The sequence below is a fragment of the Mucilaginibacter sp. P5_A6 genome, from assembly GCF_056400585.1.
The window spans coordinates 37004-55981 of record NZ_JBFUKZ010000023.1; the positions used below are offsets into that span (position 1 = coordinate 37004).

Annotated in this window: 13 protein-coding genes; 4 read left to right on the forward strand and 9 right to left on the reverse strand. The window is 41.7% G+C overall.

Going from position 1 to position 18978, the window contains the following annotated elements; genetic code table 11:
- The first annotated feature begins 176 nt into the window (after window positions 1–176).
- The 4 genes from AC1DO4_RS21410 (at window position 177) to AC1DO4_RS21425 (ending at window position 9363) form a co-directional block, all read left to right on the forward strand.
- Window positions 177–1001 (forward strand): M57 family metalloprotease, encoded by an 825-nt coding sequence (locus tag AC1DO4_RS21410; RefSeq protein WP_477419593.1) that lies wholly within the window; start codon window positions 177–179, stop codon window positions 999–1001.
- A gap of 84 nt (window positions 1002–1085) precedes the next feature.
- Entirely contained in the window at window positions 1086–3881 is a 2796-nt protein-coding gene (locus AC1DO4_RS21415) for a S8 family peptidase (protein WP_477419595.1), read from the forward strand.
- Window positions 3882–4648: 767 nt separating this feature from the next.
- A complete protein-coding gene (locus tag AC1DO4_RS21420) occupies window positions 4649–7888 on the forward strand; it encodes a SusC/RagA family TonB-linked outer membrane protein (protein ID WP_477419597.1) in 3240 nt (1079 codons plus the stop codon).
- A gap of 11 nt (window positions 7889–7899) precedes the next feature.
- Window positions 7900–9363 (forward strand): SusD/RagB family nutrient-binding outer membrane lipoprotein, encoded by a 1464-nt coding sequence (locus tag AC1DO4_RS21425; RefSeq protein WP_477419599.1) that lies wholly within the window; start codon window positions 7900–7902, stop codon window positions 9361–9363.
- Window positions 9364–9438: 75 nt separating this feature from the next.
- Here AC1DO4_RS21425 and trpC read toward each other — a convergent pair whose 3' ends face one another.
- From trpC to pnuC, 9 genes are all read right to left on the reverse strand, one after another.
- Window positions 9439–10221: an indole-3-glycerol phosphate synthase TrpC gene (gene trpC / locus AC1DO4_RS21430; RefSeq protein ID WP_477419601.1), complete on the reverse strand. Its 783-nt coding sequence runs from the start codon at window positions 10219–10221 to the stop codon at window positions 9439–9441.
- A 147-nt stretch (window positions 10222–10368) separates the two neighbouring features.
- Window positions 10369–10941, reverse strand: coding sequence for an anthranilate synthase component II (locus AC1DO4_RS21435; RefSeq protein ID WP_477419603.1), 573 nt, complete (start codon window positions 10939–10941; stop codon window positions 10369–10371).
- Between the two features lie 59 nt (window positions 10942–11000).
- Window positions 11001–12410 (reverse strand): anthranilate synthase component I family protein, encoded by a 1410-nt coding sequence (locus tag AC1DO4_RS21440; RefSeq protein ID WP_477419605.1) that lies wholly within the window; start codon window positions 12408–12410, stop codon window positions 11001–11003.
- 234 nt (window positions 12411–12644) lie between these two features.
- Window positions 12645–13073, reverse strand: coding sequence for a cytochrome B (locus tag AC1DO4_RS21445; RefSeq protein ID WP_477419607.1), 429 nt, complete (start codon window positions 13071–13073; stop codon window positions 12645–12647).
- A 70-nt stretch (window positions 13074–13143) separates the two neighbouring features.
- Window positions 13144–13932, reverse strand: a complete 789-nt coding sequence (locus AC1DO4_RS21450) for a DoxX family protein (RefSeq protein WP_477419610.1) — start codon at window positions 13930–13932, stop codon at window positions 13144–13146.
- Between the two features lie 160 nt (window positions 13933–14092).
- Entirely contained in the window at window positions 14093–14716 is a 624-nt protein-coding gene (locus tag AC1DO4_RS21455; RefSeq protein WP_477419612.1) for a thiamine phosphate synthase, read from the reverse strand.
- 127 nt (window positions 14717–14843) lie between these two features.
- A complete protein-coding gene (gene pafA, locus AC1DO4_RS21460; RefSeq protein WP_477419614.1) occupies window positions 14844–16508 on the reverse strand; it encodes an alkaline phosphatase PafA in 1665 nt (554 codons plus the stop codon).
- Between the two features lie 449 nt (window positions 16509–16957).
- The gene (locus AC1DO4_RS21465; protein WP_477419616.1) at window positions 16958–18046 is read right to left on the reverse strand and encodes an acyl-CoA dehydrogenase family protein; all 1089 of its coding nucleotides are present in this window, start codon (window positions 18044–18046) and stop codon (window positions 16958–16960) included.
- A 208-nt stretch (window positions 18047–18254) separates the two neighbouring features.
- Window positions 18255–18902: a nicotinamide riboside transporter PnuC gene (pnuC, locus tag AC1DO4_RS21470; RefSeq protein WP_477419618.1), complete on the reverse strand. Its 648-nt coding sequence runs from the start codon at window positions 18900–18902 to the stop codon at window positions 18255–18257.
- Between the last annotated feature and the right edge of the window lie 76 nt (window positions 18903–18978).

The following is an 18978-nucleotide window of genomic DNA, read 5'->3' on the forward strand; positions in this document are numbered from 1 at the left end:
TTGTTTTTTGAAAAATTAAAGTTAATTTACAATTAATTGAGAATTAACTTGTAATTATAAATTAATTGTTGAGGAGGTATAACTTTTTGATAAAGTTTTACTGTTTTCAATTGCTGGCCAGCCAATTATAATTCTTAAGAGGGAAACTTTATGAAAATAATTTAACACAAAAAAACATGAAAAAAAAGGTATTACTAACAATTGCTTTAGGTGTAGCTTTTAGTGCATCTATGTTCTTTTCCTGTACAAAGAATAACAGCAAACCGGCCCCAAAGAGCGACGAAGTTTCGGCCGATGTATTAAAAAGCATAGCCAACCTTGGGTTTAGCACCGATGATGTCAAAAAACGGGACGGGGGTTATTTGGTTGAGGGGGATATTCTCTTAACAACAGCTAACTTATCAGAAACCAGCACCAGCCCTAATTTAAGGATTGCCGAAACAGAGCAATACCGAACCACAAACCTGGTTAAAAACCTGCCAAGAACAATTACGGTCTCTGTTTCAAATTTACCAACGGTTTACGCAACGGCTACCAGTAACGCAGTTGCCCGCTACAATGCTTTAGGCCTTACAATCACTTTTCAGATAGTAAGCAGCGGCGGCAATATCCAGGTTATTGGGTTTAACGAAGGGCCAAGCGGCGGTTATATCACATTGGGTTCATCAGGCTTTCCTACATCATCTGGCAATCCTTACAATGAAATCCAAATGAATACCAATGCCCAGGCTTATGGAACCAACCCCGATGTGAATTACCTTACCTCGGTTTTGCAGCACGAGATAGGGCATTGCATTGGCTTTAGGCACACCGATTACATGAACCGCGCATTTAGCTGCGGCGGGCGCAGATCAAATGAAGGAAGCGCTGGTATTGGTGCAATTAATATCCCGGGCACCCCAACTAAAGCAGATGCGGCGTCATGGATGCTGGCTTGCTCTAACGGTACCGACCGCACTTTTAATCCAAACGATAAAATTGCTTTAAATTATTTGTATTAAAAAGGTATTCGGCTCATACATTTGTACTATATGATCTACTATAAGGGAGGGCATTGCCCTTCCTTATTTTTATTTATTTAAAGCATGGGTAAAAAGTTCCTGTTTGGTGTTATTCTAATTTTATGCTTTAAATATTCCTGGTCGCAAAAACCAATCAGCGATAAAATGATCATTGATCTTTATGCGTCGGCGAATAAAATACCAGCAGCCGATTCGCTTAAATATTATGTCGTTAAATTCTTAAAACCTTCAGGTGCCGGCCAGGAAAGAAACCGTATTGTTAAAAGGATTTCTTATAACTATTATATAGTAGCATCAACTATACCTGTTGAGCCAGGCGGGAATATTACCGCCGCGGCACCGGCTAATTCTTTATGGAAAGCATCAGATAACCTGGTTCTTCTTTCTCAAAAACATCCCAATAGCAATAAGCGGATTGACGTTGATATTACGGTAAGCAGTATTGCTGCTATCAACCAGGTAGCGCAGTATGTGAAGATAACGAGCTCAAATGGGAATAGGATTAAGGTAAGCATTCCAATAAACAGGCTAAAGGAAATACTGCAGCAGCCATATGTGATTTTTGCGGATAATACCCGGCAGGCGCATGAAGAACTATCGATAAGCGATATTGACCTGGGGGCTAATGCCATAAATGCTATCGGCAGTAATTATCCCGAAATTAACGGACAGGGTATAAATGTAAGTATTAAAGAAGACAGGTACGATGATGATCTTGATTTGCTTGGAAGGTCATTTGATTCTTTTCCGGCATCTGCAACAAATTCGGGGCATGCCACCACTATGGCTACACTCATTGGCGGCAATGGAAACTCATTTATAAAAGGACTTGGTGCTGCACCCCGGGTGCGCTTTACGTCTTCAAACTTTAGTAATTTATTCCCCGATAGTACAGCCATTTTTAAGGCATTCCATATCAGCCTGCAAAATCATTCCTATGGAACCGGCATAGAAAACTATTATGGGGCCGAAGCCGTAGCCTATGATAAACAGGTAGCAGATAATGACACCATAATCCACGTATTCTCCTCTGGAAATATTGGTACAACGGCGCCATCAACCGGGGTTTATAACGGTTTGGCGGGTACAGCAAATTTATCGGGCGATTTTAAACAGGCTAAAAATGTTTTTGTAATAGGCGGAACAGGGCGTACCAACTTACCGGAGGACCTGAGTTCTGCCGGCCCGGCTTATGATGGCCGTATTAAACCCGAACTTGTAGCTGATGGTGAGGATGGCACCTCGGGCGCAGCGGCGCTGGTATCGGGTACCATTGCCTTATTGCAACAGGCATATAAATTACAATATGGACACTTACCTTCGGCTGCTTTAATTAAAAGTGTACTTATTAATGCAGCGGATGATATTGGCAATACGGCGGTTGATTTTAAAACCGGCTACGGCAGGCTAAATGCTCTTGAAGCTTTGCGTACCATAAAGGAGAGCAGGTTTGGTAATGGCTCGGTAATTGATGGCCAGCAAAAAGACATCAGTATAACGGTACCATCAAATTGCCGCGAACTTAAAGTATCAATTGCCTGGAATGATTTGCCTGCGGCGCTCAATGCGCCCAATACATTGGTTAATGACCTTGATCTATATGTTTCAACTCCCGATGGGAAAATCATTTTACCCTGGACCTTAAGCTCCTATCCCGCTATTGACTCCCTGCAAAAGCCAGCGCAACGGCAACGGGACACATTAAATAATACCGAACAAGTATCCATTATAAACCCGGCAGCCGGTACATATACTATACACGTAAAGGGACGCAAAATACCTTCGGGTTCGCAAAAGTTTTATTTTGCTTATCAGGCAGCACCAGCCGATAAGTTCGAGTGGATATATCCCACTGTAGCCAGCCAGCTTTTTGCAGCTGATGATAATTACCTGCGCTGGCAAAGCTCATTTAACACCACAACCGGCAAGCTTAGCGTAAGCTACGACCATGGTTTAACCTGGCAGGCAATCAAAACAGTTAACCTCAAGAGCAACAATTATACCTGGACAGCTCCGGATATATTCGGCACTGCTATGTTTAAAATGGATATTGATGGCAAAGCACAGGTGAGCGCAGAATTTAGTATTTCAAAACCTATAAATCTTAATGTGGGCTATAATTGCACAAACGGAACTTTGCTGCACTGGTCGCCCCAGGAAGGTAGTACAGGCTATGTTGTTTATAGCATAAAAGATAACCTGTTACAGCAACTTAAAGCAACAACCGATACTATGCTCATTATTCCCGCGGAGCAGCAAACATCAAAATATTTTGCGGTAAGCGCTAAAGGGAATGGTTTTGAAGGCTTAAAAAGCTATACTATAGATGCTACGGTGCAAGGTGTTGGCTGTTATGTTAAAACATTGCTGGCAAATGTTGCTGATAGCAAAGTGTTGCTAAACCTTAGCCTGGGAAGTGTGTTAAACCTTAAAACAATCACCTGGGAAAAAATGACCGGGGCCGATACCTTTACAGCAATAGGTACAACGCCCATAGAAACAAATCAGCTTAGCTACCAGTTTACAGATGCAGCGCCAAAGCATGTTCAATACTATCGGGCTAAATTAACAACAACAGATAACCAGGTTATTTATTCGGATGTGGCCAGGGCCATTGTTTTGCAAAGCAGGCAGTTTGCCGTTTTTCCTAACCCGGTAAACACAGAGTTCACCGTTTTAAGCGGCGACATTAATAATTACGATTTTAAGCTTTATGACGCAGGCGGTAAGCTTAGTATGACCAAAGTACTCAATAACCTTCAAAATGTTATTCCCGTAAATCTTAATCCCGGTGTATATGTTTACGTAATTGCCTTAAACGGGAATGTTGTGTATAATGGCAAGATGATTAAGCTTTAAGCTTTAAGCTTTAAGCTTATAGAATATGTGCTGCTTCTTGTTCATGATACTTGCGCGCAATTTCAGCGGGAAATCCGCGGCGCTCAGTTTAATTTTATCCTCAATATTGTATTTTAAACCGCCCGGTACAAGAGGCACTGATGTACCATATTCGATGAGCAGCGAGAAATAGTTGCCAATATTGGTTGCGGGTTACTAAGGGCCGGTTACCAACACGCTCGTTTTTTATTAACTTGTTATTTATTAAGTTTTTAAATTAGTAACAAATTAATTACCTTTAAGGAAAATTGTATTAAATAGTAGGCTTTTATTTAATACATATTTGATAATAGTTCATTTTAGCTCTCGACTATAATTATTATTATTGAAATAAATATTGGTTGAATACCCCAGGCAGCAGCATTCACGGGAGGGTATTAAAGGCGTTGCATCTGAAGGGCAAACGTTTTTTAATTTGTAATATGCTTGTAGTTAGTTGATTAAATTAATTTGTTTTAAACCAGTATTAAAATAAACAGGGAAATTGCCTCGCGCATTTTCCCTGTTCTAATTAACTTAATTAACTGTCTTATTATTAACTAAATGTTTTTAGTCATTGTTAAGAACGAACAAATGAACGAAATGTTTTATATTTTTTTACATAAATATTCTTATGACTTAATAATATTTATGTAAAGGAAACGTTACAATTAATAATTGATTTTATTATAAATCTCCAGTAAGTTTATCTCCTTAAAGTTTTTAACTAATAACTAATCTATTTATTTATGAAAAAAAGTCTACTAACGACTTTGTGCATTTTGTGGTTGGCTGTAACACAGCTATTTGCGCAAAACCATACCGTAACCGGAAAGGTTACGGCTAAAGAAGACGGCTTACCACTGCCAGGTGTATCCGTAACCGTTAAGGGAACTACAACAGGGACCCAAACCGATATAAATGGAAAATTTAGCTTATCGGTCCCCGATCGTTCAACTTTATCATTCAGCTTCATTGGTTACATTACCCAATCGTTACCCGTGGACGGTAATACAATGAATGTTGTATTAATTGCCTCAAGCCAGCAACTTGGCGAAGTGGTTGTAACCGGGGCTCTGGGTTTAACCAGGACGCGTAACCAGCAATCATACGCTGCTCAGCAGGTTACAGGTGAAGAGGTGAATAAAACCCGTTCTTCAAACTTTGTTAATGGTTTATCAGGCAAAGTTGCCGGTTTGGAAATACGCCAGAACAATGCCCTTGGTTCGTCTACAAATGTTGTATTGAGGGGGGTAAAATCAATGACTGGTAATAACCAGGCTCTTTTTGTTATTGATGGCGTGCCAGTTAATAATAGCAATAATAATAGTGCTACCCAGCAAGCCGGTGGAGGTGGTTACGATTATGGAAGTCCTTCATCAGATATCAACCCCGATGATATTGAATCGGTAACTGTTTTGAAAGGTGCGGCTGCAAGTGCACTGTATGGCTCGCGCGGTAGTAACGGTGTTATCCTGATTACCAGTAAAAAAGCTAAAAAAGGTGTGGGCATCACTGTTAACAGCAGTGTTAGTGTTGGAGAAATAGATAAATCTACTTTTGCAAAATATCAGCATAGTTATGGTGGTGGTTACGGTAATTACTATAACGACCCTACGGGATACTTCTTTTACGGGGATGTAAACGGTGATGGCAAATCTGATTTAGTTACTCCAACAACAGAAGATGCATCTTACGGTGCTAAGTTTGATCCCAAGCTGCTGGTTTATCAATGGGATGCTTTTGATAAAACATCTGCTAATTACCAAAAAGCTACTCCATGGGTTGCTGCAAAAAATGATCCCACTTCATTTTTTGAAAAGCCGGTTTCTAATAACCAAAGCATAATGATTACCAACGGAACTGATGCAGGTTCATTTAAATTAGGCTTTACCCGGAATGATGAAAATGGTATTATTCCAAATAGCAGTATCAAGAAAAATATAGTTGATTTAGGCGGAACTTATAATATCACACCTAAACTAACTGTAGGTGGTAGCATTAACTACTACAATATCAATGGAGTAGGCCGCCCGGGAACAGGTTATGATGGCGCGAGCGCAAGAAACGTTATGACCAACTTCAGACAATGGTGGGAAGTAAATAATGATGTTAAGGCTTTGAAAGCCGCTTATGACAGAACCGGCAAAAACATTACCTGGAACTACGCCGATCCATTAGCAGGTAATTTAAGCCCGATATTTTGGGATAATCCATATTATGTGCGTTACCAAAACTTTGAAAGCGATACGCGTAACAGGTATATTGGAAATGTAAACGCCTCTTACAAGCCGGTTAATTGGTTAACAATTACTGGCCGTGTATCATTAGATGCCTATACGGAATTAGATGAAGAACGTAAAAATGTAAGCAGTGTTGGTGTTCCGTATTATTCAAGAAACAACAAGAGTTTTTCTGAAACTAACTATGACCTGTTGGCAAATGTTGATAAAAACCTGTCAAAATCTTTCAACCTGAAAGCTTTATTAGGAACAAACATCAGGAAAGAAAATACGCAAAGTGTATATTCAGTAACTAATGGTGGGTTAATTGTTCCAAGTGTATACTCACTTTCAAACTCTTTAAATACACCTAACGCCCCCATAGAGTACAAAGGCCTTAGGGAAGTTGATGGTATTTTTGCCGGAGCAACGCTTACCTATAACAATTTAATTACGTTAGATGGAACTATCAGAAGAGATAAATCTTCGACCCTGCCAAAGACCAATAACACTTATTACTATCCTTCGGTAGCCGGTGGTTTTATTTTCTCTGAATTGTTGAAACAGTATACCTGGTTATCATATGGTAAAATAAGGGCTAACTACGCACAGGTAGGTGCCGATGCCAATGTGTACAGTGTTAATGATACTTATACTATTGTTCCGCCATTTGGATCAAATCCCGAGGCGGCTGTTGTCACAACCAAAAACAACCCTAACTTGAAGCCAGAGCGTACAAAAAGTGCCGAGGTTGGTTTGGAGCTGTCATTCTTTAACAATCGTTTAGGTTTTGATGGTAGCTACTACAGTACATCAACGTTTGATGAAATATTACCTGTAAATGTATCAACAGCAACAGGTTACTCTTTCAGTTATTTAAATGCCGGTACTGTTAAAAATAAAGGTATTGAATTATCATTAAACGGTACACCTATTCGTACAAAGGATTTTAGCTGGAAAACGACTGTAAACTTTACAAGAAACAGAAGTAAGGTTACAGAATTATTCAAAGATGGTACAGGCGAAGAGTCTAAAAACCTGGAATTGAATAGCTACCAGGGTGGTGTTTCTATTAATGCCAGTTTAAACCAGCCGTTTGGTATGATACGGGGCACCGATTATAAATACGCAGCTAACGGACAAAAAATTGTAGGTGCCAACGGCCAATATTTACAAAGTGGTCCTAACGAAAATATCGGGAACTCTAATCCGAACTGGATAGGTGGCATTAACAACAGCTTCACCTATAAAGGTTTTAACCTTAGCTTCCTGGTCGACATCAGAAAAGGAGGATCTGTATTTTCAACGGATATGTATTATGGTTTAGCAACAGGTTTGTTCCCTGAAACGGTATATACTAATGACCTTGGTAACCCTGTGCGCAATACACTTGCAAACGGAGGCGGGTTTATCAGACCAGGGGTAACTGCCGATGGCAAAACAAATACTGTACGCGTAAGCGCAAGCAACTACGGCGCTTTTGGTTATGCACGTTTACCTGACAAAGCCTTTATATATGATGCAAGTTATGTAAAATTAAGAGAAGCCCTTATCGGTTACTCTTTGCCGCAAAAGGCGGTATCAAGCCTGGGACCTATTAAGGAAGTTACCTTTCAGCTTATTGGAAGAAATTTATGGATAATCCATAAAAACTTACCCTATTCAGATCCTGAAGAAGGTTTAACATCAGGCAACTTGCAAGGTTACCAGGTAGGTGCTTACCCAACCACACGCACCATTTCACTGAATTTGAAATTACGTTTTTAAGTAAAAGAATTATGAAAAAAATATTAGGAGTATTTTTACTGACGATACTATTTTCGGCCTGTAAAAAGGATATTACGAGTCTGAATAATGACCCGAAGAATCCATCGATAGTTCCTTCTTATGCGCTGTTCACAAATGCACAAAGGAGATTAACAAACACTGTTACATCATCAAATGTTAACTTAAATATATTTCGTTTGATTGAGCAGCAATGGCAGGAAACAACTTATACTGACGAAAGTAATTATGATATTACTACCCGTCCTATTCCCGATAATATCTGGAATGCGCTTTATCGTGACGTGCTTAATAATTTCGAACGTACGAAAACATTAATTCCAACCGATGTAACCGGGGCGGATGTGCAAAAAAACGAAATTGCCATTACTGATATCATGCAGGTGTATACTTATTATTACCTTGTAACCACATTTGGTGATATTCCCTATACCGATGCTTTGGATATATCTAAACCTTTTCCAAAGTTTGACGATGGCAAAACAGTTTATTATGCTCTTTTAACCCGATTGGACGCTGATATTGCCGCTTTAAATACTGGTGCAGCAAGCTTTGGCTCGGCCGATGTTATTTACGGTGGAGATATCACTAAATGGAAAAAATTTGCGGCTACTTTAAAATTAAAAATGGGTATAACCATAGCCGATTTGGATAATGCAAAAGCAAAATCTGTTGTTGAGGCAGCCGTTGCTACTGGCGTATTTGCATCAAATGACGACAATGCCCAATTTCAATATTTAAACAGCCCGCCAAACACCAATCCAGTATGGGTTGATTTAGTACAAAGCGCAAGGCAAGATTTTGTTGCATGCAGTACCATCATGGGCTTCTTAAAGCCGCAAACTGTTTCAGCTGATCCAAGGCTTCCATATTATTTTACGGTTAATGCTGATGGTAATTACGCAGGTGCAGATCCAGGAGCAAGTGCAACTTTTAGTTTATTTTCAAAACCATCGGGCCCATTATTAGTTGGTTCTTCAATCGGAAAGATAACTAATCCTGATTTTCCTGGTTTGTTATTGGATTACTCAGAAACTGAATTTAACCTGGCCGAGGCTGTATCAAGAGGTTATGCGGTTTCTGGTTCGGTTGCGGAACATTACAACAAAGGCGTAACAAATTCTATAACTTATTGGGGCGCCTCAGCAGCCGCAGCGGCGACTTATTTATTACAACCTACTGTCGCGTTTGCCACAGCAACCGGTGGTACCGATCTTCATAAAATTGCACTTCAGAAATACCTTGCCTTATATAATCGTGGTTGGGATGCATGGAATGAAACCAGGAGACTGGATTATCCTGTGCTGGTTGCTCCTTCAACAGCCCAAACCGATTTTCCTGTTCGTTTAACATACCCTGTTAATGAGCAAAACGTGAATGTAACTAACTATAATAAAGCAGCTATTGCCATTGGTGGCGATAAAGTAACTACAAAGTTGTTTTTTGATAAAAATTAATTATTGTTCTGTTACAAAAGAGGGAGTTGCCAGTTGGTAACTCCCTCTTTTTTTGCAAAAAATAGCGATCGGAGGTTACAGCTGTGCTACAAAATCGCGCATGGCCTGCCCCGGGTCTTCCTGCTTCATGAAAGTTTCGCCAATTAAAAAGCCATTAAAACCTTCCAGCTTAAGGTGCCTTATTGTTGCGGGGTCGCTAATGGCGCTTTCTGAGATCTTCATGAATTCGGCAGGGATGTGTTTGGCCAGTTTGTAGGATGTTTCTACCGAAACAGAAAAATCGGCCAGATTACGATTATTTACACCAATGGCGTCTAATTTGGGGTGGATACTGCGTTCCAATTCCTCTAAATTATGTACCTCCAACAATACATTCAAGCCAATGCTTTTGGCCAATGTGGCCAGTTTATCTATCTCGGCAGGCGTAAGTATAGCGGCTATCAACAGGATAATATCAGCGCCTAATGATTTAGCTTCTATTACCTGGTACTCATCTATCATAAAATCCTTACGTAAAACCGGGATGGTGTTTACTGAGCGGGCCTTCTTAAGGTCGGCCTTACGCCCCATGAAAAAATCCCTGTCGGTTAAAACAGATAGCGCTGAAGCACCTGCAGCCGCATAATCGGTTGTTACTTTGCTAACCCTAACCTTGTCGTTAATAATGCCCTTCGAAGGCGATTTGCGCTTGAATTCGGCTATAATGCCTGTACGGGCAGGGTCAAGCAGAAATTCTTTAAATGAATAGGTTTCCCGGTGGAAATATTCAGATTCTTCCAGTTCGACATATGAAGTTCGTTTTTTGGCGTACTCCACTTCCCTTTTTTTATTGGCAACTATTTTATCAAGTATTGTCATGTATCAGAAATCTTAAAAACAATGTCATTGCGGGCCCAGCGTGGCAAGCGCGAAGATTACAAGGCGGATCTGCATAATTCGCTGTTGCTTCGTACCTCGCAATAACAGTTGTGTGTTTATTAACACAAAGTTATCATTATCCATCAATTACAGGTTTAACCAGTTCTGCATCATTTCTTTCCCGTACTCGGTCAGTATCGATTCCGGGTGAAACTGCACACCCCGTACATCATATTCGCGATGTGATAATGCCATGATTGAATTATCAGATTCATCAACCGCAGTAATTTTTAATGCTTCGGGAAAATCATCATTTTTTACTACCCATGAATGGTAGCGGCCTACTTTAAAGCTGGCGGGAAGCCCTTTAAAAAGCTCCTCCCGGTCATCGGTAATCTTTATCGGCGTAGCAATACCATGCATCGGCTGGCTAAGATTGTATAAGCTGCCACCAAAAACTTCGGCTATAGCCTGCTGGCCTAAACAAACACCAAAAATGCTTTTTGTAGGCGAGTATTTTTCGATCACCTCCAGCAGTAACCCTGCCTCTGAAGGTATGCCAGGTCCCGGCGACAGGATGATCTTATCATAAGCATCCACATCTTCAATTGCAAATTTATCGTTCCGCCAAACCTCGCATTGGCGGCCAAGCTCGTTAACCAAATGCACCAGGTTATAGGTGAAGGAATCGTAATTGTCTATTATTAATATTTTGTTCATGTTGTAAATTCTAAATCCTAAAAATCAAATCCGAAATCGAAAAACTGAATTTCGAATATCTAAAGCTCCTCCGCCAGTTCAACAGCCCTTCTTAAAGCCGCTATTTTGTTATCAACCTCCTTCAATTCACTTTCGGCCACAGAGCCTGCTACAATGCCTGCTCCTGCCTGGTAATGCAGGGTGTTGTTTTTGCTGAGGAACGAGCGGATCATGATAGCGTGGTTAAATTCACCATTGAACCCCATGAACCCTATGGCGCCGCTGTAAAAGCTGCGTTTAGCTTTTTCGTTCTCATCAATAATCTCCATTGCCCGGTATTTTGGCGCGCCGCTTAGCGTGCCGGCAGGGTAGGTATCGGCCACAATTTTGAATGATGATACGCCTGGCAAAAGCTTTCCGCTTACGTGCGATACCAGGTGGATGAGGTGCGAGTAATATTGTACTTCTTTAAAAGCCTTAACTTTTACCTGCTCGCAATGGCGGCTCAGGTCGTTACGTGCAAGGTCAACAAGCATCACGTGTTCGGCAGATTCCTTGGGGTCGTTCTCCAGGTTGCGGGCTATTTCTGCATCCTTTTCATCATCGCCACTGCGTTTAAAGGTGCCCGCTATAGGGAATATGCTGGCTATGTTGTTTTTTATGGTGATTTGCGCTTCGGGCGATGAACCAAAGATCCTGAAATCGCCGTAATCAAAATAAAATAAATATGGCGATGGGTTAACGGAGCGTAACGCGCGGTAAACATTAAATTCATCACCTTGGAAAGTGCGGGAGAAGGCTCTTGACGGCACTATCTGGAAAACATCACCCCTGAAAATATGCTGCTTCATTTTTTCAACAATGGCTATAAATTCCTCGTTGGTAAGGTTTGATTTTTCGGCAGCGCTGCTTTTAAAACTGTATTCGGGAAAGTTTTTATTTTTGATAAGGTATTCCAGTTTCTCGATACCGCCGTTGGTTGGTCCGCCCTCGCTTTGGTTATAGAAAATGTATAGCTCGTTCTTGAAATGATCAACCGCGATAATGTAACGGTAAATATGGTATTGCATCACCGGGATCTGCCGGCTAACATCGTCACTTTGCTTTAGTTTGATGGTTTCGAAATGTTCAACTGCCTCGTGTGTAAAATAACCAAACAAGCCATTCGAAATTATTTTAAGCGGATTGGGATCGGTTTCAAAACTGCCAATAAATTGGTTAAGCTGGTCTATCAATTCAAATGTTCCGGCTTCATGGTTTTCCTGGCTGCCATCGGGATATTGTTTTTTTAGAATGCCATTGTTGAGCACCAGGCCGGCAATGGGTTCGCAGCAAATGTAACTTAAACTGTTTTCGCGGCTGTGGTAGTCAGAACTTTCCAGCAACAGCGAGTTGGGGAATACATCGCGCAGGCGAAGATAAATGCTTACCGGGGTGGTGGTATCGGCAAGTAGTTTTTTATAGGTGGTGGTTATTTTAAAAGTGCTCATGTTTTACGTTCAAAATATATTTTAATAAAAAAACCCGACGAATTGGGGTCGCCGGGTTTCCTACTTAGGTTTACAATTGATTAGATTATCTCTGACCAAAAACGTATCCGGCTGCCAAATTTAATTGGTGCCACCAGCTGTTTTTATGTGAGTTTTTAATCATCGAGGTCACAAATTTATAAAGAAAAATGAATTATCAAATTTATTTAGAAACTATTTATTTGCTAAATCCTATTAGCTACGTGGAATTAGTATAATACCCACCAAAATAAGTAATAAAGCAATGATATAAAAGATAGCAACAACCTTATGCTTACCTTCGGGAGTTGCTGCTTTTTTAGATTTGCTGTGGCCAATGGTGATTAAAACGATAGCTATTACCATCATAACCCAATGTTCAACAGTAAAATAACGGCTCACATTGTTTTTCATGGTGTCGCTGTTGAATTGTACAAGCGGACTAATAAAGTACAGTACTATGCCAATAAGCAACTGTGTGTGTGCCGATATCAGGGCAAACAAATTGAGCTTGCGGTTGCCATTGGTATAGGGTTTTTTACCCAGCCAGCCAATCAATGAACCAATAATGGCTGCCAATATTAATGCCAGTACAATATACCTGAACCCGGAATGAAGATGTTGTAAAAAGCTATAAGCTGTCATGCTATGGAATTTTTGCGTGAATATACAACAAAACCAAATCAGCTAAAACAACTACAACTGTTTTGACCAATTACTGACCCGTTTCAGGTCTCCTGGGTTTATACATTCCGGCTATTAAAAACGCTATGCCGCTAAAACCTAAAGCTTCAAAAACGCTGGTCCACTCGTTGCCATCGCCACTGTGTGGATCGGCAATGGCCCGGGGAATATGCAGCATAAAAAGCCATAAAAGAAGCGCTACACCTAAGAGTGTGGCTGCCAGCTTTACCTTAACCCGAAGCACAATGGCCGCCCCTGCGGCAATAAGCGCTACGCCGGCAAAGTATGTCCAAAACAGATGAAAAGGAAGCCATGCCGGTACAAGCGTTGCTACAAATGTGGGATACACAAAATGCATGATACCGAAAATGATTATGGTGGTTGCAAAGAAATACGGGCCGGCCGGCCTTAACTTTTCGGTTACAACATCAATACCGCTTATTTTATGGGTTGGGAGTGATGTGGCCACAATTAAAGCGCCGCCGCAAAAGGCTAACATTTTCAGTGCGTTGGTCCAGCCACCCAGGTTATTCAAGTTGGTTTTTATGTTGTAAGGAATATGAAAAAGGATCAGCATCAGCAGTAGCGAAGCACCTAAATAATCGGCTACTACGTGCGAATTGATACCCGCCATAATAGCTATTGATATTAATATTAGCAGGATACTTACCACGCACATGCAGAAAGTGCTTTGTTCGATGAATGCTGGTTCTGGGGGCATAATCACCGGTCTGAAACCGGTGTAAATAAATTGTTGTACGGCGATCGCAATTAGCGAGGTGGCAAAGAATGCCCGCCATACTTTATTATAGGTTTCCATGGTATTTAGAATTTTAGGTATTGGAATAATATGCAATTTACGCATTCAATAGCTAATTTGATCTTACCAATGAAAATATTGTGTGTTAGCGTGTTACGATGGATTGTTTAGGTTGTTTGGTCCAAAAATAAATGCTTTAAGTGATGCCCTGCTCCGTTTTTCAATATACCGTTCTGTACAGCTCCTTCACCATACCCGCTGGATCGGGCGAGAGGTTAATGGCGGACGAAACAGCGATGCCATAAATTCCAATTTTAAGCAGTTGCTCTACATCCTTTAACCCGATGCCGCCTACTGCAATTACAGGAATATCAATAGATTTTTTTACTAATTGGCGGTAACCATCATAACCTAACAAGGGAAAATTATTCGGCTTGGTATCCGTATATGCAAACGGACCATATGCACAATAATCAACCACACCCAGGGTTTGTATGTTTAGGAGTTCGGCCTGGTTAGTTGCCGAAGCTCCTAAAGTTTTATCCTCGCCTATGGCTTTGCGAATGGCGACAAAATCGGCTTCCAGATCTTCTATGTGTACACCCTGCGCATCAACCCGGTGAAGGAGGTGGTAATGGTTAGCTATAATAAGTGTAGTGCCCCATTCGTCACAAATTTCGGCTATCTGGTTTATTTCATCTATAAGTTCATCTCCGGCTTTGGTCATGCAGCGATATTGCACCCAGTTGGCTCCGGCGCCGCAAGCTATCTGCACCTGTTCTGCATGGCTGCGGTTTGGCAGATCCTGTGTTATATAATGAAATTTGGAAATGTATTTTTTCATGATTTTAAGTAGTTGGAAAGACCGAAAGTCCGGAAGACGGAAAGACCGGAAGTTTAATTTTTATTTTGGAAGAACGCCTTGTAAATCTATCTTCCGGACTTTCCGACTTAACCGACTTCCGGACTATCTATTTTATCACCTCGCTGATTGTCTTCCCAATACAGCCATCAGGAGCCTGTATATGCAGCAGTGATGCTATGGTAGCGGCAATATCAGTCATGTGGGTTTGGCGGGTTAGGCTGCCATGGTTAATGCCCCAGCCCATAAATACAAGTGGAATATGGGTGTCATATGGTGCCCAGGTTCCGTGCGTGGTACCGGTTGCTCCGTGGCCCGAAAAATATCCGGGTTTTAAAACAACCTGGATAACGCCACTATGTTCTGTATTATAACCGTTGACAATACGGCTGCGCAGATCCTCAGGAATGGTTGCAGCATTTACCTTTTGCATATCAACGGCAAACTGAACTGCCGGCTGTTTTTGCAGGTACTGGATACAATCAAGTTTTATGGCCTCCTCGCTTAAACCAGCCTTTTTTATAGCGGCATTGTTGAGGTTTACCTGGTAATTGTCCATGCTGATAACCAGCTTGTCGGCTTTGTATTTATCGTTCAGCATAATGTTCATTTCTTTTTGGGCCAGACCGTCATCCCAGGTACCTGCAGGGATCTTATGATCTGCCAGGAAACCGGGGTTGTGTGCGGCGCCATGATCGGCACTTAAAAATACCGAATAATTGCCCTTGCCAACAGTTGCATCAAGGTAGGTAAAAAATGAGGCCAGATCGCGGTCAAGCCTCAGGTAGGTATCCTCAATTTCCACAGAGTTGGGGCCGAATTGATGCCCAATATAATCTGTTGACGAAAGGCTCACGGCCAAAAAGTCGGTAACGGTGTTTTTGCCTAATTGCTCATTTTCAACAGCTGCCTTGGCCAGATCAAGCGTCATTGAGTTTCCGTAAGGGGTTGAGCGGATCATTCCTAAATGGCCTTTATATAGTGCTGATGTTTTAACAGGCATGGTTGGCGCCTCCATTCCGGCAAATTTGCCTTCGTATCTGGGGCTGTTATCGGGTGCGCTTTGCAGGTATGTAGTTAGCGGGTAAAGCGTGTTCCAATCCTGTTTAAGGTATTTTTCGGGGATCTTTTGATCGTTGAATTTTTTAACCCAGGCAGGCAAATCGGTCATGTAATAGGTGCTGCTTATCCAGTTGCCACTGGCATCATCAAACCAATAGGCGGCGTTTGCAGCATGACCGGCGGGCAAAATGCCTCCCCTGTCTTTCAATGCAATGCCAATAACCTTCGAGCGGAAATTGGTGGCCAGTCTTAATTCGTCGGTAACGGTACTTACCAGCAAATTGCGCGGCGACATTTGCCCGGCTTTTGAGGTGCTGCCAACAGTGGTAACCGTGCTATCATCGGTACAGTACATAGATTTTCCTGTTGACTGTATAATAAAATCGTTACCTGCTATGCCGTGGATTGCAGGCACAGAGCCGGTGTAGATACACGAATGACCCGCGGCAGTTACGGTAGGTATATAATCAATATTTGTGTTTTCGCAGGTGAAGCCTTCATTTAGCATCCGTTTAAATCCGCCGCTTTGGTAACGGTCATAATAGCGGTAAAGGTAATCCCAGCGCATTTGATCAACTACTAAACCAACAACTAATTTAGGGCGGGGCACCGAAGTTGACGAAGCTGCGGTAGTAGTGGTTTTTCTTTTTTGTGCCGATGCAGAAACGGTGATTATAGATAAGGAAATAAGCAGCAGATGTTTAAACTTCATTTTTATATTGCTTTGAATCGGCCAAATATCAGCAATGAAATTAAAAAGCTGTGTGAAGTTTGTGTTAATTATAGGGTTTTGTTACAAAGTAAAAAACAAAACATTAAAATTGGCAGGCCGGATAAAATACAGGGTTTTAATACAGGGATATCAGAAAGATCACTTTTGATACACCGTTGGCGCACCTTTCTAACTCCTTTTGAATACTCTGCCGGCACCTTTTTATGCACTTTGAGTGCCTTTTAATGTTCCATGTTTTAGGAATTAATCACCTGTAATTCAGTGATTTATGCATGAATGTTGAAGATGTGGTTTCTCTTTATTTTTAAACGGCGATGGCAATCAGGTTGCCAAAATAAAGCTCGGTATTGTTTATACACAAATATACCAAAAACGGAGAAAATATCCAAAAAATGCCCTCTCCAAAACACATCCGTTGTAACCGGAATTTAACTGAGGCTATTCAGCAGGGAGTGCTGGCTTGCGGTGTGCAGATCGCGCCATACCTGGCTGATTTCGGTATCGGGGTTGGCGGCTTGCAAGCCGCAGTGGGGGTACAGCTGGTCTACAAATTCTCTTGCCGTTTTGGCAAGTTTGCGGCTACTTGTACTTACCTCGTTTAAATACCCGGCATCGCCTGTTAAACCACTTCGCCATGACGCGTCAACTGCCATGTAAAACTCCTGGCGGATTTCATGCAATTTGGCGGCCAACTCATCCAGTAACTGTTTGATAGTTTCTTTTTGGACTGTGCTTACCCGTTTGCCCAATTGTTTTTCCTCAAACAGTGGTTCGCAAAGATCAAGAAAGTGTACCGCTAAACCCGAAATATTTGCCGCAAGGGTTGCTTCGGCTAATTGCAAAAAAGGGTAGCGGTATAGTGGCTCATCTATCACCGTAAATTCCGGGTCGATCCGGAAACATCTGTCGGCCTTAACAAAAAGATCAGTCACTTTATAGGCATCGCTGCCGGTTGCCATCATGCCGATGTATTTCCATGCAGGTAAAATTTCAACATCTTTCCGGTCGAAAATAAAAGGAAGGATCAGTTCACTGCCATCATCATTTAAAACAGTTTCTTCGCCGTTTTTGATAATGCAGTTGGCCGTTATGTGTGTGGCGTGGTGTACGCCGCTTGCATATTTCCAGGTGCCATTGATGATGTAGCCGTCATCGGTAATGGTTGCAGTGCCGGTGGATGCACCACTGCCCGCCAAACATAAATAAGGATTGCCAGCTAATTCCTGCGCTATTTGAGGCGATAAAAATCCGCCAAACCACCCTGCCCCACTACACAGGGTTACTACCCATCCCAGGCTGCCATTGGCCCAGGCCAGGCTTTCTTCCAGCCGTACCATAGCAGGTAAGGCCAGCTGCAAACCCGAGTATGCTTCAGGAACAAGAAGTTTAAACCAGCCCTGTTCATATATCAATGCCAGTTGATCAGGATGCAGCATGCCCAGTTTTTCGGCTTTGGGTGCGGCATCGCGAACGATCTTTACCCATTCGGGTTTTAATAAATATGATGGATGGGTCATTTTAGCTAAAGGCTCAAAGCAAAAAGCTTAAAGCAGTTTTTAAAGTTCATGAAAACTTTGCGCATTTAGCTAACGRCTGAAAGCACAAAGCAATTTGTAAGGTTAAGGTTAAAAGCTTTCGGCCTTTAGCTTTCGGCTTTCAGCTCCCTTTTTTCATTTTAGCTAAAGGCTCAAAGCAAAAAGCYTAAAGCAATTTGTAAGATTGAAGTCAAAAGCTTTCGGCCTTTAGCTTTCGGCTTTCAGCTCCCTCTTTGACTTTCTTTCTCCAGTCAAAATATCCAAAAATGGCTATTACGAATAAAAAGACGGTTAGCAGGGCAAACATGGGCAGGTGTTTATAAAACAAAATAGGTACTGCAAACAGGTTTGATATATTTAAAAAAATCCAGTTCTCAATTTTTCGCCTTGCCAGCAGCCACATGCCTGCCCAGGCCGTTGAAGTTATCAATGCATCCCAAACCGGCACGTTTGATGGTGTAAAATACTTAGCAGGCAGGTTTTTGATCAATACATAAAAAAATACCCAGCCAACAACAGATATGGCAATGCTTATTTTCCACTCGGTGCCGGTGCTCCATGAAATTTGTACCGGCGGCTCGTTTCGCCGTTTTATCCAGTACCACCAACCGTAAACGCTCATCACCACATAATATATGTTCAGGATAGATTCGGCATAAAGCCCAACATTCAGTAAAAGATAAATGGCAATCGCAGTGCTCAAAATGCCTGTCGGATAAAGCCAGATGCTATTGCGGCGTGCCAGCAAAACTTCGGCAACACCCAGGGCAACGGCAAGCCATTGCACCCAGGTGGTTTCTTTTATTTGATCAATAAAAAGCGATATCAAATCATTCATAACTCCCCTTCTTCGTTAGTGCCACTGTTCTGTCTGAATATTATCCGCCCAGATTTGTGAAATTCGGCTTAATTCG

Excerpts from the sequence above, each read along its gene's own strand:
- AC1DO4_RS21445 (WP_477419607.1), bottom strand. The coding sequence starts at position 13,073 with ATGACAGCTTATAGCTTTTTACAACATCTTCATTCCGGGTTCAGGTAT.
- AC1DO4_RS21415 (WP_477419595.1), top strand. The coding sequence starts at position 1,086 with ATGGGTAAAAAGTTCCTGTTTGGTGTTATTCTAATTTTATGCTTTAAA.
- AC1DO4_RS21425 (WP_477419599.1), top strand. The coding sequence starts at position 7,900 with ATGAAAAAAATATTAGGAGTATTTTTACTGACGATACTATTTTCGGCC.
- AC1DO4_RS21410 (WP_477419593.1), top strand. The coding sequence starts at position 177 with ATGAAAAAAAAGGTATTACTAACAATTGCTTTAGGTGTAGCTTTTAGT.
- pafA (WP_477419614.1), bottom strand. The coding sequence starts at position 16,508 with ATGAAGTTTAAACATCTGCTGCTTATTTCCTTATCTATAATCACCGTT.
- trpC (WP_477419601.1), bottom strand. The coding sequence starts at position 10,221 with ATGACAATACTTGATAAAATAGTTGCCAATAAAAAAAGGGAAGTGGAG.
- AC1DO4_RS21465 (WP_477419616.1), bottom strand. The coding sequence starts at position 18,046 with ATGACCCATCCATCATATTTATTAAAACCCGAATGGGTAAAGATCGTT.
- AC1DO4_RS21455 (WP_477419612.1), bottom strand. The coding sequence starts at position 14,716 with ATGAAAAAATACATTTCCAAATTTCATTATATAACACAGGATCTGCCA.
- AC1DO4_RS21450 (WP_477419610.1), bottom strand. The coding sequence starts at position 13,932 with ATGGAAACCTATAATAAAGTATGGCGGGCATTCTTTGCCACCTCGCTA.
- AC1DO4_RS21420 (WP_477419597.1), top strand. The coding sequence starts at position 4,649 with ATGAAAAAAAGTCTACTAACGACTTTGTGCATTTTGTGGTTGGCTGTA.
- AC1DO4_RS21440 (WP_477419605.1), bottom strand. The coding sequence starts at position 12,410 with ATGAGCACTTTTAAAATAACCACCACCTATAAAAAACTACTTGCCGAT.
- AC1DO4_RS21435 (WP_477419603.1), bottom strand. The coding sequence starts at position 10,941 with ATGAACAAAATATTAATAATAGACAATTACGATTCCTTCACCTATAAC.
- pnuC (WP_477419618.1), bottom strand. The coding sequence starts at position 18,902 with ATGAATGATTTGATATCGCTTTTTATTGATCAAATAAAAGAAACCACC.